The organism is Paraburkholderia sp. GAS333 (assembly GCF_050435665.1).
Taxonomy (GTDB): domain Bacteria; phylum Pseudomonadota; class Gammaproteobacteria; order Burkholderiales; family Burkholderiaceae; genus Paraburkholderia; species Paraburkholderia fungorum_A.
Window position 1 is genome coordinate 802,210 of the sequence record NZ_JBNDKS010000002.1, and the last position, 14,849, is coordinate 817,058.

The 14,849-nt window shown below is 62.0% G+C and carries 11 protein-coding genes; all 11 read left to right on the forward strand.

Going from position 1 to position 14,849, the window contains the following annotated elements; translation table 11 throughout:
• Window positions 1–14: 14 nt before the first annotated feature.
• The 11 genes from ubiB to ABH945_RS12880 all read left to right on the forward strand — a co-directional run bounded on the left by ubiB (window position 15) and on the right by ABH945_RS12880 (window position 14,754).
• A complete protein-coding gene (gene ubiB, locus ABH945_RS12830; protein WP_429250739.1) occupies window positions 15–1,592 on the forward strand; it encodes a ubiquinone biosynthesis regulatory protein kinase UbiB in 1,578 nt (525 codons plus the stop codon).
• 176 nt (window positions 1,593–1,768) lie between these two features.
• Entirely contained in the window at window positions 1,769–2,392 is a 624-nt protein-coding gene (locus ABH945_RS12835; RefSeq protein ID WP_429250740.1) for a thiopurine S-methyltransferase, read from the forward strand.
• Window positions 2,393–2,600: 208 nt separating this feature from the next.
• Entirely contained in the window at window positions 2,601–3,014 is a 414-nt protein-coding gene (locus ABH945_RS12840) for an FmdB family zinc ribbon protein (RefSeq protein WP_429250741.1), read from the forward strand.
• A 73-nt stretch (window positions 3,015–3,087) separates the two neighbouring features.
• Complete coding sequence (locus ABH945_RS12845; RefSeq protein ID WP_074762989.1) at window positions 3,088–3,741, forward strand: DUF502 domain-containing protein; 654 nt, start codon at window positions 3,088–3,090, stop codon at window positions 3,739–3,741.
• An 87-nt stretch (window positions 3,742–3,828) separates the two neighbouring features.
• Complete coding sequence (aspS, locus tag ABH945_RS12850; protein ID WP_074762990.1) at window positions 3,829–5,628, forward strand: aspartate--tRNA ligase; 1,800 nt, start codon at window positions 3,829–3,831, stop codon at window positions 5,626–5,628.
• Window positions 5,629–5,821: 193 nt separating this feature from the next.
• Window positions 5,822–6,325 (forward strand): dihydroneopterin triphosphate diphosphatase, encoded by a 504-nt coding sequence (gene nudB / locus ABH945_RS12855; RefSeq protein WP_074762992.1) that lies wholly within the window; start codon window positions 5,822–5,824, stop codon window positions 6,323–6,325.
• Complete coding sequence (clsB, locus tag ABH945_RS12860) at window positions 6,322–7,581, forward strand: cardiolipin synthase ClsB (RefSeq protein WP_429250742.1); 1,260 nt, start codon at window positions 6,322–6,324, stop codon at window positions 7,579–7,581. The genes nudB and clsB overlap by 4 nt, the downstream gene beginning before the upstream one ends.
• A gap of 276 nt (window positions 7,582–7,857) precedes the next feature.
• Window positions 7,858–9,435 carry a tetratricopeptide repeat protein gene (locus tag ABH945_RS12865; RefSeq protein WP_429250743.1) on the forward strand — a complete coding sequence of 526 codons (1,578 nt, stop codon included), beginning with the start codon at window positions 7,858–7,860 and terminating at the stop codon, window positions 9,433–9,435.
• 249 nt (window positions 9,436–9,684) lie between these two features.
• Window positions 9,685–10,284, forward strand: a complete 600-nt coding sequence (locus ABH945_RS12870) for a TetR/AcrR family transcriptional regulator (RefSeq protein ID WP_074762998.1) — start codon at window positions 9,685–9,687, stop codon at window positions 10,282–10,284.
• 101 nt (window positions 10,285–10,385) lie between these two features.
• Window positions 10,386–12,173: an acyl-CoA dehydrogenase C-terminal domain-containing protein gene (locus tag ABH945_RS12875; RefSeq protein ID WP_074762999.1), complete on the forward strand. Its 1,788-nt coding sequence runs from the start codon at window positions 10,386–10,388 to the stop codon at window positions 12,171–12,173.
• Between the two features lie 145 nt (window positions 12,174–12,318).
• Entirely contained in the window at window positions 12,319–14,754 is a 2,436-nt protein-coding gene (locus ABH945_RS12880) for a 3-hydroxyacyl-CoA dehydrogenase/enoyl-CoA hydratase family protein (RefSeq protein WP_429250744.1), read from the forward strand.
• The last annotated feature ends 95 nt before the right edge of the window (window positions 14,755–14,849 follow it).

The window sequence follows — 14,849 nt, forward strand, 5'->3', positions numbered from 1 at the left end:
CACCGGGCACTACTATGCGTTTTCTGCGTTTCCTCAAGATTTTTTTCACGGTCATCCGGTTCGGTCTCGACGAGATGATGCTGAGCCGCGTCAACGACCGGCGCGTGCGTTTGCTGCTGCGTATCACCACCATCGGCCGTAAGTTCGACGCGCCCCCGGGCGTGCGTTTGCGGCTCGCGCTCGAAAGCCTCGGCCCGATCTTCGTCAAGTTTGGCCAGGTGTTGTCTACGCGGCGCGATCTGTTGCCAGTGGATATCGCCAACGAACTGGCGAAGCTTCAGGACCAGGTTCCGCCGTTCGATTCGGCGGTGGCAATCGGGCTGGTCGAGAAGTCGCTCGGCGCTCCCGTCGACGTGTTATTCGACGACTTCGAGCGTGTGCCGGTGGCGAGCGCGTCGATCGCGCAGGTCCACTTCGCGAAGGTGAAGGCCGGCCAGCACGCGGGTAAGGCGGTCGCGGTTAAGGTGCTGCGCCCGAACATGCTGCCCGTGATCGACTCCGACCTTGCGTTGCTGCGCGACATCGCCGTGTGGGCCGAGCGGTTGTGGGCCGACGGCAAGCGACTGAAACCGCGCGAAGTGGTCGCCGAATTCGATAAATACCTGCACGACGAACTCGACCTGATGCGCGAGGCCGCCAACGGCAGCCAGTTGCGGCGCAACTTTGCCGGGCTCGATCTGCTGCTGGTGCCGGAAATGTATTGGGAGTTCTGCACGCCCACGGTGCTGGTGATGGAGCGCATGGTTGGCGTGCCGATCAGCCAGGTCGAGACGCTGCGCGCGGCGGGCGTCGACATTCCGAAACTGGCGCGCGAAGGCGTCGAGATTTTCTTTACCCAGGTGTTCCGCGACGGCTTTTTTCACGCCGATATGCACCCGGGCAACATTCAGGTGAGTCTCGATCCGGCGCATTTCGGCCGCTATATTGCGCTGGATTTCGGCATCATCGGCGCGTTGTCGGACTTCGATAAAAATTATCTCGCGCAGAACTTCCTCGCGTTCTTCAAGCGCGACTATCACCGCGTCGCCACGTTGCATCTGGAGTCGGGCTGGGTGCCGCCCACCACCCGCGTCGAAGAACTCGAGAGCGCGATTCGCGCGGTGTGCGAGCCGTATTTCGATCGCGCGCTGAAAGATATTTCGCTGGGGCAGGTGCTGATGCGGCTGTTCTCGACGTCGCGCCGCTTCAACGTCGAAATTCAGCCGCAACTCGTGCTGCTGCAAAAAACCATGTTGAACGTGGAAGGCCTAGGGCGCTCGCTCGATCCTGAACTGGATCTGTGGAAAACGGCCAAGCCTTATCTCGAACGCTGGATGAACGAGCAGATCGGCTTGCGCGGCTGGTACGAGCGTCTGAAGATCGAAGCGCCGCAGTGGAGCAAGACGCTGCCGCAGTTGCCGCGCCTGATTCATCACGTGCTGGCGGAGCGTCACGACAACACGCGCGGCACGAACGACGAGATGATTCGCCAGATTCTGCTCGAGCAGAAACGCACCAACCGGTTGCTGCAAGGCTTGCTGATGTTCGGTGTGGCGGTCGGTGTTGGGGCGGTGCTGGCGCGGGTGGTGCTGGCGCTGGCTTATGGCGGTTGATCGACGGCTTTTGATTTCAGCGTCCGAATCCTGCGATCGATTTTCGCATCTGACGCAGGCGCCTGATTTCACGTCCGACGCGGGATCGCATTTCCGGCAAGTGAGCCGGTGGCGGATTACCGCGTCCATTCCGGCACCCGACTCCGGCGATTGACGGCAAAACTGCGAGGCTTTCCATGAGCGACCCGACCCGCGCTTCCGCGCCTGACTTTGCGACCCGCGATCCCAACTCCCCAGCTTTCTGGGACGAGCGTTTCGAGCGCGGATTCATGCCGTGGGATCAGGCTGGAGTGCAATCGGCATTCCGCTCGTTCGCCGAGCGCCACAGCGGCGCACCCGTGTTGATTCCGGGATGCGGCAGCGCCTACGAAGCGGTCCTGCTCGCCGGACAAGGCAACCCCGTCCGGGCAATCGACTTCTCGCCGGCCGCCGTCGCAGCGGCGCAACAGCAGTTGGGCGAGCAGCATGCGAACCTGGTAGAGCAGGCGGATTTCTTCACCTACGAGCCGCCGTTCACGCCCGCCTGGATTTACGAGCGCGCGTTTCTCTGCGCATTGCCGCTGGCTCGCCGCACCGACTACGCGCAACGGATGGCCGATTTGTTGCCTGCCGGCGCGTTGCTCGCGGGCTTCTATTTCATCGGCGCGACGCCCAAGGGGCCGCCGTTCGGGATCGAGCGCGCGGAGCTGGACGCGTTGCTCACACCGTACTTCGAGTTGATCGAAGACGAAGCGGTGAACGACTCGATCGCCGTTTTTGCAGGACGTGAGCGCTGGCTCACCTGGCGTCGTCGCGGATAGGAGCACAGGTGAGCACCGCCGGGCACGAGCGCAAGCGCCAAAGTGCCGTCGCCCGAGAATCTGCACTTGATTCACACACAGCCGCCCCAATTTGCGTGAACGGCGGCTGCGTCGACCATTGGTTCCTGAAATCCGGGGAACCCATAGTGTTTGCGGCTATAATTCAAGGCTTTGCAAGCGTTTACAAGATTTCAGTAGGGAAAAGATCATGCCGATCTACGCTTATCGTTGCGAGTCATGCGGTTTCGGGAAGGACGTGCTTCAGAAGATGAGCGACCCCCAGTTGACGCAGTGTCCCGAGTGCGGGAAAGACACCTTTCGCAAGCAGGTCACTGCTGCCGGTTTCCAGTTGAAGGGCTCCGGCTGGTATGTAACCGATTTCCGCGGCGGCAATGGCGGCACCAGCGCGCCAGCCAAGCCCGACGCAAATGGCGGTTCGAACGGCGCAAATGCCGGTTCGGGCGAGAATGCAGCGGCTGCCAATAACGGCGCCGCGAAATCCGACACGGGCTCGGCGAGCAGCACGGCCGCAGCCGGTTCCTCGAGCGCAGCCGCAACGCCGGCCGCATCTGCTGCCGCACCGGCCGCTTCGGCGAGTTCGAGCGGTTCCGGCAGCGCCTAGTGGGACTGCCGCCTTCAGGCGGCGCACACACAGCGCGTAGAGCTTCGGCTCGCGCGGCTTTCTGGCGGTACACATGACGACGAAAAAAACGACGCTCAAATCGGTGTTCCTGACTGGCCTGCTGGTGCTGGTGCCTCTGGCTATCACACTGTGGGTGCTCGGTCTGATCATCGGCACGATGGACCAGACGCTGTTGCTGCTGCCCACTTCGTGGCAGCCGGAACGGGCTATCGGCTATCGGCTGCCCGGGCTTGGCGCCGTGCTCACGCTGGCGTTTATCTTTGTCGTCGGGCTGTTGACGCAGAACTTCATTGGGCAGAAGCTCGTGAAGTGGTGGGAATTGCTGGTCGCTCACATTCCGGTGGTCGGCCCGATCTACACCAGTGTCAAACAGGTGTCCGACACCTTGCTGTCGAGCAGCGGCAACGCGTTCCGCAAAGCGCTGCTGATCGAATACCCGCGCCGCGGCTCCTATACGATTGCGTTTCTGACCGGCATTCCGGGCGGCGACGTGGTCAACCACCTGAAAGAAGATTACGTCAGCGTGTATGTGCCGACTACGCCGAACCCAACGTCCGGCTTCTTCCTGATGGTGCCGAAGAGCGAAGTGATCGAACTCGACATGACAGTCGACGCCGCGCTCAAGTACATCGTCTCGATGGGCGTCGTGGCGCCGTCCGCGCCTCCGGCGCCGGTGCGCCGCACGACAGTCGAGCCTCCGCTGTAATGCCGGCGCGCAAGTTTCACGCAGTGTTTCACCGGGTGTTTCACTGCAGCGCGCCGATCAACCAATGCATAACGAAAGACAAACATCATGTCGATGAGAACTGAATACTGCGGTCTGGTGACCGAAGAACGTCTGGGCCAAACCGTCTCGCTGTGCGGCTGGGTGAGCCGCCGCCGCGACCATGGCGGCGTCATCTTCATCGACCTGCGCGATCGTGAAGGCCTCGTTCAGGTCGTCTGCGACCCCGACCGCGCAGAAATGTTCAAGGCCGCCGAAGGCGTGCGCAACGAGTTCTGCCTGCAGATCAAGGGTGTCGTGCGCAGCCGTCCGGAAGGCACGACCAACGCCGCATTGAAGAGCGGCAAGATCGAAGTGCTGTGCCACGAACTGATCGTGCTGAACGCATCGGTCACGCCGCCGTTCCAGCTCGACGACGACAACCTGTCGGAAACCACGCGCCTCACGCATCGTGTGCTCGACCTGCGCCGTCCGCAGATGCAGCACAACCTGCGTCTGCGTTACCGCGTGTCGATCGAAGCGCGTAAGTACCTCGACTCGCTCGGCTTCATCGACATCGAAACGCCGATGCTGACCAAGAGCACGCCGGAAGGCGCGCGCGACTACCTCGTGCCGTCGCGTACGAACCCGGGTCAGTTCTTCGCGCTGCCGCAGTCGCCGCAACTGTTCAAGCAGTTGCTGATGGTCGCGAACTTCGATCGCTACTACCAGATCGTCAAGTGCTTCCGTGACGAAGACCTGCGCGCCGACCGCCAGCCGGAATTCACGCAGATCGACTGCGAAACCTCGTTCCTGTCGGAACAGGAAATTCGCGATCTGTTCGAAGACATGATCCGTCACGTGTTCAAGGAAACGATCGGCGTTTCGCTGGACGAAAAATTCCCGGTCATGCTGTATTCGGAAGCGATGCGCCGCTTCGGTTCGGACAAGCCCGACCTGCGCGTGAAGCTCGAATTCACTGACCTGACTGACGCGGTCAAGGACGTCGACTTCAAGGTGTTCAGCACGCCGGCCAACACGAAAGACGGCCGCGTCGCGGCCATCCGCGTGCCGAAGGGCGGCGAGCTGTCGCGTGGCGATATCGACAGCTACACGGAATTCGTGCGCATCTACGGCGCGAAGGGTCTCGCGTGGATCAAGGTCAACGAAGTGGCGAAGGGCCGTGACGGTCTGCAAAGCCCGATCGTCAAGAACCTGCACGACGAAGCGGTCAAGGCGATCATCGAGCGCACCGGCGCGCAAGACGGCGATATCATTTTCTTCGCGGCAGATCGCGCGAAGGTGGTGAACGACAGCCTCGGCGCACTGCGTCTGAAGATCGGTCATTCGGAGTTCGGCAAGGCCAACGGTCTGGTCGAAACCGGCTGGAAGCCGCTGTGGGTGATCGACTTCCCGATGTTCGAATACGACGAGGAAGACAACCGTTACGTGGCCGCGCATCACCCGTTCACGAGCCCGAAGGACGAGCACCTCGAATATCTGGAAACGGACCCGGCGCGCTGCCTCGCGAAGGCCTACGACATGGTGCTGAACGGCTGGGAAATCGGCGGTGGTTCGGTGCGTATTCACCGTGAAGAAGTGCAGAGCAAGGTGTTCCGTGCGCTCAAGATCAACGCGGAAGAAGCGCAGGCCAAGTTCGGCTTCCTGCTCGACGCGCTGCAATACGGCGCGCCGCCGCACGGTGGTATCGCGTTCGGTCTGGACCGCATCGTCACGATGATGGCCGGCGCCGACTCGATCCGCGACGTGATCGCGTTCCCGAAGACGCAACGCGCACAGTGTCTGCTGACGCAGGCGCCGAGCGAAGTCGACGAGCGTCAGTTGCGCGAGTTGCACATCCGCGTGCGTACGCCGGAACCGAAGGCGTAATGGCTTGAATTCACTGGCTTCATGCCATTGACTGCTGTCTGAAAACGACAGCAAAGCACCCGAAAAAGGCGCAGGAGGAAACTCCCGGCGCCTTTTTCTTTTTTTGCGTTACAGTCGAAGCAACTGCTTTCGAGCGTTTATTCGACCCTCCGCCGACATGTACCGCGCATAGGTTGCGCCCAGCTTTTACACCATGCCGAAACCGCCGAAAATTCCACAATCTGTCCTCGTCGTTATTCATACGCCCGCGCTCGACGTGCTGCTGATTGAGCGCGCCGACCATCCGGGGTTCTGGCAGTCGGTGACCGGCTCAAAAGATGCGCTCGATGAACCGCTCGCCGAAACGGCGGCGCGCGAAGTCGCCGAAGAAACGGGCATTGTGGTGGGCAGCGGTCTCGTACCGCCGGGCGCGTTGTTCGACTGGCAATATTCGATCGAATACGAGATCTATCCGGAGTTCCGGCATCGCTATGCCGAAGGCGTGATCCATAACACCGAGCACTGGTTCAGCGTGCAGGTGCCCGAGCAACTCGAGGTGACGCTCGCACCGCGCGAGCACACCGCGTTTATGTGGCTGCCTTATGAAGAGGCGGCGTCGCGCTGCTTTTCATCGTCGAATGCGGATGCGATTCTGCAGTTGCCCAAGCGGCTCGGCGCGCGTCTGTCCGGCGGGTTTTCCGCGGAGCGCAGCCGGTGAGCTCGGGCGGCGCAGGCCGTTTTGCCCGTTTGCGTCATGCGCTGCTCGGCCGCCGTTACTGGCAACGTTATCGCTTCACCAGCGACAACGACGTCAAGCTGCTGCGTTCCGGCGACGAGTTTTTCAGCGCGCTGATCGAACGGATCGACGAAGCGCAGCACGACGTCGTACTCGAAACCTACATCTTCTGCTACGACAAGGCCGGGCAAGCGGTGAGCGCGGCGTTGCTGCGCGCGGCCTCGCGCGGCGTGAAAGTGCGCGTGATTACCGACGGCATCGGCACTGCGCGTTTGACGATGTTCAACGAATGGCCGCTGGCCGGCATCGACCATCGCATTTACAACCCGCATCTGTTTGGACGTTTCGGATTTTCGCGCACGCATCGCAAGCTCGCGGTGGTCGACGACCAGTTTGCGTATTGCGGCGGCATCAATATCGTCGACGACTACGAGAACAACGGCGAGACGCTGCCGTTCCGGCGCTGGGATTTCGCGGTCGAGTTGCATGGGCCGGTGGTCGCCGACGTGCGGCAGGCGTTCGAGGTGCAGTGGCGACGGATCCGGCTCGGGCATCGGCCGATCGAGTCGCTGGAACCGGATCTCGGCACGCAGACGTCGGCATCGCTCGGCAGTTTGCGTCGTCGTCGCCGGCGCCGTAACGAGGAACTGTGGGCGGGCGGTCAGCCGTGCGTCGCATTCGTCGCGCGGGACAACCTGATCAACCGTCGCGCGATCGAAAAGGCGTATCTCGCCGCGATTGGCCAGGCGCGTCATGAGGTGCTGCTCGCCAATCCGTATTTCATGCCGGGGCGCAAACTGCGGCGCGCGCTGGTGTTCGCGGCGCGGCGCGGGGTGGTGGTGAAGCTGATCATCGGGCGCAAGGAATTCAAGGCGCTGGATTACGCGGTGCCGTTCCTGTATCACGCGTTGCTGCGGGCCGGCGTGCAGATCGCCGAGTATGAGAAGACGCTGCTGCACGGCAAGGTCGCGGTCGTGGATTCGAACTGGGGGACGGTTGGCTCGTCGAACCTGGATGCGCTGAGCCTGATGCTCAACAACGAGGCGAACGTGGTGCTCGTGAACGACCCGGCGATCGACGGTTTGCGCGACGCGATCCTCGGCGCATTCAAGGACTCGCGACGGATCGACGAAGCGCGATACGAAGCGCGGCCGGCGGCCGAGCGGGCGCTGAACTGGGTTGCTTATACGACCTACCGCGTGGCGATGAAGCTGTTGACGGTGGGCGGGTACGACTAGCAGAGGGCGGAGCTTTACGAGCCGATTCCCGCACGACGGCGAATCACGCAAAGGCCAATACCTACACGTCGGGAACACGGTCAAACCTTTCCCGACGTCATTGCAGACCGTTCCCGAAGCCCCTTTCCCAACCCCCAAACCATAATCACCGCTCGCCAGGGGTCGAGCGTCCGACGCAACGACCTCTCCACATCAAGCAGCGTTTGCCGGTGGCACTGCACCGCGCACCGTGAGCGCCGCAGCGAACCGGCCTGTCATGGAGGCTCGTCCGTTCATATGCCCGCTCATCCCCGCGATCCATCCGACAACAGCAGCACATCGACTCTCCACGAGCAGGCCATCGCTGCGTATCAGGCCGGCCAGCACGACACCGTCCAGGCGCTCGCCGGGCAAATCCTGACGCTGGATAGCCAGCATACCGGCGCGATGCATCTGAATGGCCTGCTGGCGCTTGCCGCCGACCAGCCGCAACTCGCGCAAGACTGGCTCGATCGGGCCATCCAGATCGGCCCGGAACCGATCCTGTACAACACGCTCTACGCCATCCACCTCAAATTGGGCGATCACGTCGGCGCCATCGGAAGCTTGCGCAAAGGACTCGCGCTACAACCGGATTTCGTCGCCCTCCACTACAACCTGGCGTTGACGCTGCAACATCTCGACTGTCCTGAAGACGCCGCGATCAGTTACCGTCGGACGCTCGAACTCGATCCCGATCACTCCGCCGCGCACAACAACCTCGGCCGCGTCTTCGCGGACCTGGGCGATACGCAAAAAGCCGAGCATCACTACCGCCGCGCGCTCGAACTCGCGCCGGCGAATCTCGTCGCGCGAAACAACCTCGCGATGGTGCTGCTCGCCACCGGCCGTTATCAGGAAGCGTGGCCTTATTTCGAGGACCGCTGGGTCAGCTTCCGTCACGCCGACGGAAGCCCCGCGCGTGTGCCTTTTCAGGCGCCGTTGCCGAGGTGGTCGGGTGACACGCGGTCCACGATCAGTGAAGCCGGGACCACGCGTAGGCCCAACGAACGCCTGCTGGTACTCGACGAGCAAGGCTACGGCGACAGTCTGCAATTCGTGCGTTACCTGCCGATCGCGCTCGAACGCTTTGCGCTGGTCGGCTATGTGTGCCCACCGCCGCTGCGTCGTCTGTACGAAGAGTCGTTGTGTTCGCGCTGGCCCGGTCTCGTGCTGCTCGACGAAACGCCGTCCGGTCCGGGCAACTGGGACCGCTACTGCCCGCTGATGTCCTTGCCGATGGCATTCGACACGCAACTCGCGACCATCCCCGCGAATACGCCTTACCTCTACGCAGATTCCGCGCGTGCCGCCGCTTGGCGCACACGGCTGGACGCGTTGCCGGATTCGAATTTGCCGCGCGTCGGCGTGGTGTGGGCGGGCGGCCATTCGGGCATCGCGGTGGATCGGCGGCGCAGTCTCGCCGCCGCTCAAATCGCGCCGCTGCTCGCGCTGAATCAGATTCACTGGATCAGCCTGCAAAAGACCGACGATCCCGCCAAGCTCGCTGATCCGGCCAGCCACGCGCGTCTCACGGACTGGACCGCCGACCTCGCCGATTTCGCAGATACCGCCGCGCTGATCGCGAACCTCGACCTGGTAGTTTCCGTCGATACGTCGGTCGCGCACCTCGCCGCGGCCATGGGCAAACCGGTCTGGCTGCTCAACCGTTTCGCGGGTTGCTGGCGCTGGCTGCGCGGCCGCGACGACAGTCCGTGGTATCCCAGCCTGCGTCTTTTCACGCAAACCCAGCGCGGCAACTGGGACGAGGTGCTAACACGGGTAGGCGCGTCACTCCAGCAGCGTTTTCCCCAGCAAAACCCACGCCCCTTCTAGATTCCAACTCGCTGCTGCATCATGTCAGCCGGCAGCGACAATCCGTCAAAACAGATTGGCCGATCTGCAACAATTGTCTAACGACAAAGGCCTCTAAAAAATCTGATTCCTCTGATTGACGGATGTCGCAAAATTGGGACTCGGTTAGAAACCGGTTTCTAATAAAGTCCTTGTTTCGCGGACGGCAGCACTCAATAATAGTACGGCCGTTCGATTTTCTTTCGGTCTCATTAGAACGGTAAAACAGCTATGCGAAAAGGCGAACAAACACGAGTCGCGATTCTTGAAGCGGCACTCGATCTGGCAAGCCGCGACGGACTGGAAGGTCTGACGATCGGCCTGCTGGCCGAGCGCATGCAGATGAGCAAGAGTGGTGTGTTCGCGCATTTCGGGTCGCGCGAAGATTTGCAGGTCGAAGTCGTGCGCGAATATCACCGTCGTTTTGAAGAAGAGGTGTTTTTCCCGAGTTTGCGCGAGCCTCGTGGCTTGCCGCGTTTGCGCGCCATGATTTCACGCTGGATCGAGAAACGCATTCAGGAAGTGACCACTGGGTGCATCTATATCAGCGGCGCGGTCGAATACGACGACCGTGCAGACAGCCAGGTGCGTGAGCAACTGGTGTCGAGCGTGACGATCTGGCGAGCGGCGCTCAATCGCGCGATTTCGCAGGCAATGGAAGAAGGGCATCTGCGCGCCGACACCGATCCGCAGTTGATGCTGTTCGAACTGTATAGCTTCACGCTCGGTCTGCATCATGACGCACGTTTCCTGCACTTGCCGGACGCCGTGCGCCTCACGTGGGCCGCGCTGGAAAAATTGATTGTTTCGTATCAAAGCGAAAGCCGTTAGCAGCGTCGTCGGGAACCTACACGGATTCGGCGGCATAGAAAGTTCCGATCCACGGACTCAGCTAACAGCCTGGCTTCTTGTCAAACTTGGGAGAGAGAGTCATGGGACAGTACGCCGCGCCGCTGCGCGACATGCAATTCGTGTTGCACGAACTGCTTAACGTCGAAGCCGAAATCAAGCAGATGCCAAAGCACGCTGATCTCGACGCCGACACGATCAACGCCGTGCTCGAAGAAGCCGGCAAGTTCTGCTCCGAAGTGCTGTTCCCGCTCAACCATAGCGGTGACCAGGAAGGCTGCACGTACGTCGGCGACGGCGTCGTGACCACGCCGAAGGGCTTCAAGGAAGCGTATCAGCAGTATGTGGAAGCCGGCTGGCCCGCCTTGGGCTGCGACCCGGAATACGGTGGCCAGGGCCTGCCCGCATTCGTCAACAACGCGCTGTACGAGATGCTGAACTCGGCCAACCAGGCGTGGACGATGTACCCCGGTTTGTCGCACGGCGCGTACGAATGTCTGCACGCGCACGGCACGCCCGAGTTGCAGAAAGCGTATCTGCCGAAGCTGGTGGCGGGTGTCTGGACCGGCACGATGTGTCTGACCGAGCCGCATTGCGGCACCGACCTCGGCATCCTGCGCACCAAGGCCGAACCGAATAGCGACGGCTCGTACGCGATCAGCGGCACGAAGATTTTCATCTCCAGCGGCGAACACGATCTCGCTGAAAATATCGTTCACCTGGTGCTCGCGCGTCTGCCGGGCGCACCGAACGGCACGAAGGGCATTTCGCTGTTCATCGTGCCGAAGTTCGTCCCGAACGAAGCGGGCGAGCCGGGCGAGCGCAACGGCGTGAAGTGCGGTTCCATCGAACACAAGATGGGCATTCACGGCAACGCAACCTGCGTGATCAATCTCGACAACGCGAAGGGCTGGCTCGTCGGCGAGCCGAACAAGGGCCTCAACGCGATGTTCGTGATGATGAATGCCGCGCGTCTGGGCGTGGGCATGCAAAGCCTGGGTCTGACGGAAGTCGCGTATCAGAACTCGCTCACGTACGCGAAAGAGCGTCTGCAAATGCGTTCGCTGACCGGCCCGAAGGCACCGGAAAAAGCCGCCGATCCGATCATCGTGCACCCCGACGTGCGCCGCATGCTGCTCACGCAAAAGGCCTACGCCGAAGGCGCGCGCGCGTTCTCGTACTGGTCCGCGCTGCATATCGACAAAGAGTTGTCGCACGCCGACGAATCGGCGCGTAAGGAAGCCGCCGACCTCGTCGCGCTGCTCACGCCGATCCTGAAAGCGTTCCTGTCGGACAACGCGTTCGAAGGCACCAATCACGCGATGCAGATTTACGGCGGCCACGGCTTTATCGCCGAGTGGGGCATGGAGCAGTACGTGCGTGACGCGCGTATCAACATGATCTACGAAGGCACCAACGCGATTCAGGCGCTCGACCTGCTGGGCCGCAAGATCCTCGGCGACATGGGCGCGAAGATGAAGAAGTTCGGCAAGCTGGTGACGGATTTCGTCGAAGCCGAAGGCATCAAGCCGGAAATGCAGGAGTTCGTGAACCCGCTCGCGGACATCGGCGACAAGGTGCAGAAGCTGACGATGGAAATCGGCATGAAGGCCATGCAGAACCCGGACGAAGTCGGCGCCGCTGCCGTGCCGTATCTGCGTACCGTTGGCCATCTCGTGTTCTCGTACTTCTGGGCCCGCATGGCACGCATCGCGCTGGACAAGGAAGCATCGGGCGATCCGTTCTACAAGGCGAAGCTCGCCACCGCACGTTTCTACTTCGCGAAGCTGCTGCCGGAAACGGCAATGACGATCCGTCAGGCACGCGCGGGTTCGAAGTCGATGATGGACGTCGAAGAGTCGCTGTTCTAAGCGAACGCACAACATCGAGGCAGACGCCGCGCGCGACAAAGCGGCGGCGTCTGGTTTCAGTCAGCCTCAAAGCCAGCCTCAAGACACACATCGCGAAGCGTTCAAGAAGCTTCGCGACATCCGCATAACTCCCCGGAGGAACGACGTGAGCAATCTGATCATTCGCAAGGTAGCCGTGCTCGGCGCCGGCGTGATGGGCGCGCAGATCGCCGCGCACCTGATCAACGCCAAGGTGCCCGTGCTGCTGTTCGATCTGCCCGCTAAAGAAGGCCCGAAGAACGCGATCTCGCTGAAGGCGATCGAGAATCTGAAGAAGCTGTCGCCCGCGCCGTTCGGCGTGAAGGACGACGCGCAATACATCCAGCCCGCCAATTACGACGACGACATCGCGAAGCTCGCCGAATGCGACGTCGTGATCGAAGCGATCGCCGAACGGATGGACTGGAAGCACGACCTGTACAAGAAGGTCGCGCCGCACCTCGCACCGAACGCGATTTTCGCGACCAACACGTCGGGTCTGTCGATCACGGCGCTGTCCGAAGGTTTCCCGGATGAACTGAAGGCGCGCTTTTGCGGCGTGCACTTCTTCAATCCGCCGCGCTACATGCATCTGGTCGAACTGATCCCGACCGCGACGACGCGCCCCGAGATTCTCGATCAGCTCGAATCGTTCCTGACGAGCGTGGTCGGCAAGGGCGTCGTGCGTGCAAAAGACACGCCGAACTTCATCGCTAACCGTGTCGGTATTTTCTCGATCCTCGCCGTCATTACCGAAGCCGCGAAGTTTGGTCTGCGTTTCGACGAAGTGGACGACCTGACCGGCTCGCGTCTGGGTCGCGCGAAATCTGCGACGTTCCGTACCGCCGACGTGGTCGGTCTCGACACGATGGCGCACGTCATCAAGACGATGCAGGACACGCTGAAGGACGACCCGTTCTTCCCGGTCTACGAAACGCCGGCTGTGCTGGCCGAACTGGTGAAGAAGGGCGCGCTCGGTCAGAAGACCGGCGGTGGCTTCTACAAGAAGGAAGGCAAGGCGATCAAGGTGCTCGACCCGAAGACGGGCGAGTACGTCGATGGCGGCGCGAAGGCGGACGAGCTGGTTGGCCGCATCCTGAAGCGTCCGGCGGCAGAGCGTCTGAAGCTGCTGCGCGAATCGGAGCATCCGCAGGCGCAGTTCCTGTGGGCGATTTTCCGCGACGTGTATCACTACATTGGCGTGCATCTGGAATCGATCGCCGACAACGCGCGTGACGTCGATCTGGCTATCCGCTGGGGCTTCGGCTGGAACGAAGGTCCGTTCGAAGGCTGGCAGACGGCGGGCTGGAAGCAGGTCGCGGAATGGGTGCAGGAAGACATCGCGGCGGGCAAGGCGCTGTCGAACGTGCCGTTGCCGTCGTGGGTGCTTGAAGGCGTGGTCGCCGAGAAGGGCGGTGTGCATACGAACGAAGGTTCGTGGTCGCCCGCTTCGAAGTCGTTCGTGCCGCGCTCGTCGCTGTCCGTCTACGACAAACAGGTGTTCCGCGCGCCGCTGGTCGGCGAGACGTCGGCCGATCCGAAAACCTACGGCAAGACGCTGTTCGAAACCGACGCCGTGCGTGCATGGGTCGATGATCGCGCGGGCGAGAACGACGTGCTGATCGTGTCGTTCAAAAGCAAGATGAACACGATCGGGCCGTCGGTGATCGACGGTCTGACGCAAGCCATCGAACTGGCCGAGAAGGATTACAAGGGCCTCGTCGTGTGGCAGCCGACTTCGCTGAAGCTCGGCACGCCGGGCGGTCCGTTCTCGGCAGGCGCCAACCTCGAAGAGGCGATGCCCGCGTTCATGATGGGCGGCGCTAAGGGCATCGAGCCGTTCGTGAAGAAGTTCCAGCAAGGCATGCTGCGCGTGAAGTACGCAAGCGTGCCGGTGATCTCGGCAGTGTCGGGCATTGCGCTCGGCGGCGGCTGCGAACTGGCGCTGCATAGCGCGAAGCGGGTCGCGCACATCGAGAGCTATATGGGTCTCGTCGAAGTCGGCGTGGGTCTCGTGCCGGCGGGCGGCGGTCTGAAGGAAGCGGCGCTGCGCGCAGCGGAAGCCGCGACGCAAGTCGGCGCGACGACCGATCTGCTGAAGTTCGTGCAGAAGTCGTTTGAGAATGCAGCGATGGCAAAGGTGTCGGCTTCCGCACTCGACGCCCGCACGATGGGTTATCTGAAGCCGTCGGACACGATCGTGTTCAACGTGTTCGAACTGCTCGACGTCGCGAAGAAGGAAGCGCGTGCGCTGACCGCGGCGGGTTACCGTCCGCCGCTGCGCGTGACGCAGGTGCCGGTGGCAGGCCGCTCGGCGATCTCGACGATCAAGGCGTCGCTCGTGAACATGCGCGATGGCCGCTTCATCAGCGAGCACGATTACCTGATCGCCGGCCGGATCGCGGAAGCAGTGTGCGGCGGCGATGTGGAAGCGGGCAGCCTCGTCGACGAAGAATGGCTGCTGCAACTGGAGCGTCGTGCGTTTGTCGATCTGCTGGGTACGCAGAAGACGCAGGAACGGATCATGGGCATGCTGCAGACCGGCAAGCCGGTACGTAACTAAAGCGCGGAACGAACGCGATAAAACTGCATGGGGTGGGAGTAAGCGCTAAAGCGCTAACTCCCACCGACCGCGAAAAGACTGCATGGGGCGGGAGT

Coding starts and splice junctions, on each gene's coding strand:
- ubiB (WP_429250739.1), top strand. CDS start 15: ATGCGTTTTCTGCGTTTCCTCAAGATTTTTTTCACGGTCATCCGGTTC.
- ABH945_RS12835 (WP_429250740.1), top strand. CDS start 1,769: ATGAGCGACCCGACCCGCGCTTCCGCGCCTGACTTTGCGACCCGCGAT.
- ABH945_RS12840 (WP_429250741.1), top strand. CDS start 2,601: ATGCCGATCTACGCTTATCGTTGCGAGTCATGCGGTTTCGGGAAGGAC.
- ABH945_RS12845 (WP_074762989.1), top strand. CDS start 3,088: ATGACGACGAAAAAAACGACGCTCAAATCGGTGTTCCTGACTGGCCTG.
- aspS (WP_074762990.1), top strand. CDS start 3,829: ATGTCGATGAGAACTGAATACTGCGGTCTGGTGACCGAAGAACGTCTG.
- nudB (WP_074762992.1), top strand. CDS start 5,822: ATGCCGAAACCGCCGAAAATTCCACAATCTGTCCTCGTCGTTATTCAT.
- ABH945_RS12865 (WP_429250743.1), top strand. CDS start 7,858: ATGCCCGCTCATCCCCGCGATCCATCCGACAACAGCAGCACATCGACT.
- ABH945_RS12870 (WP_074762998.1), top strand. CDS start 9,685: ATGCGAAAAGGCGAACAAACACGAGTCGCGATTCTTGAAGCGGCACTC.
- ABH945_RS12875 (WP_074762999.1), top strand. CDS start 10,386: ATGGGACAGTACGCCGCGCCGCTGCGCGACATGCAATTCGTGTTGCAC.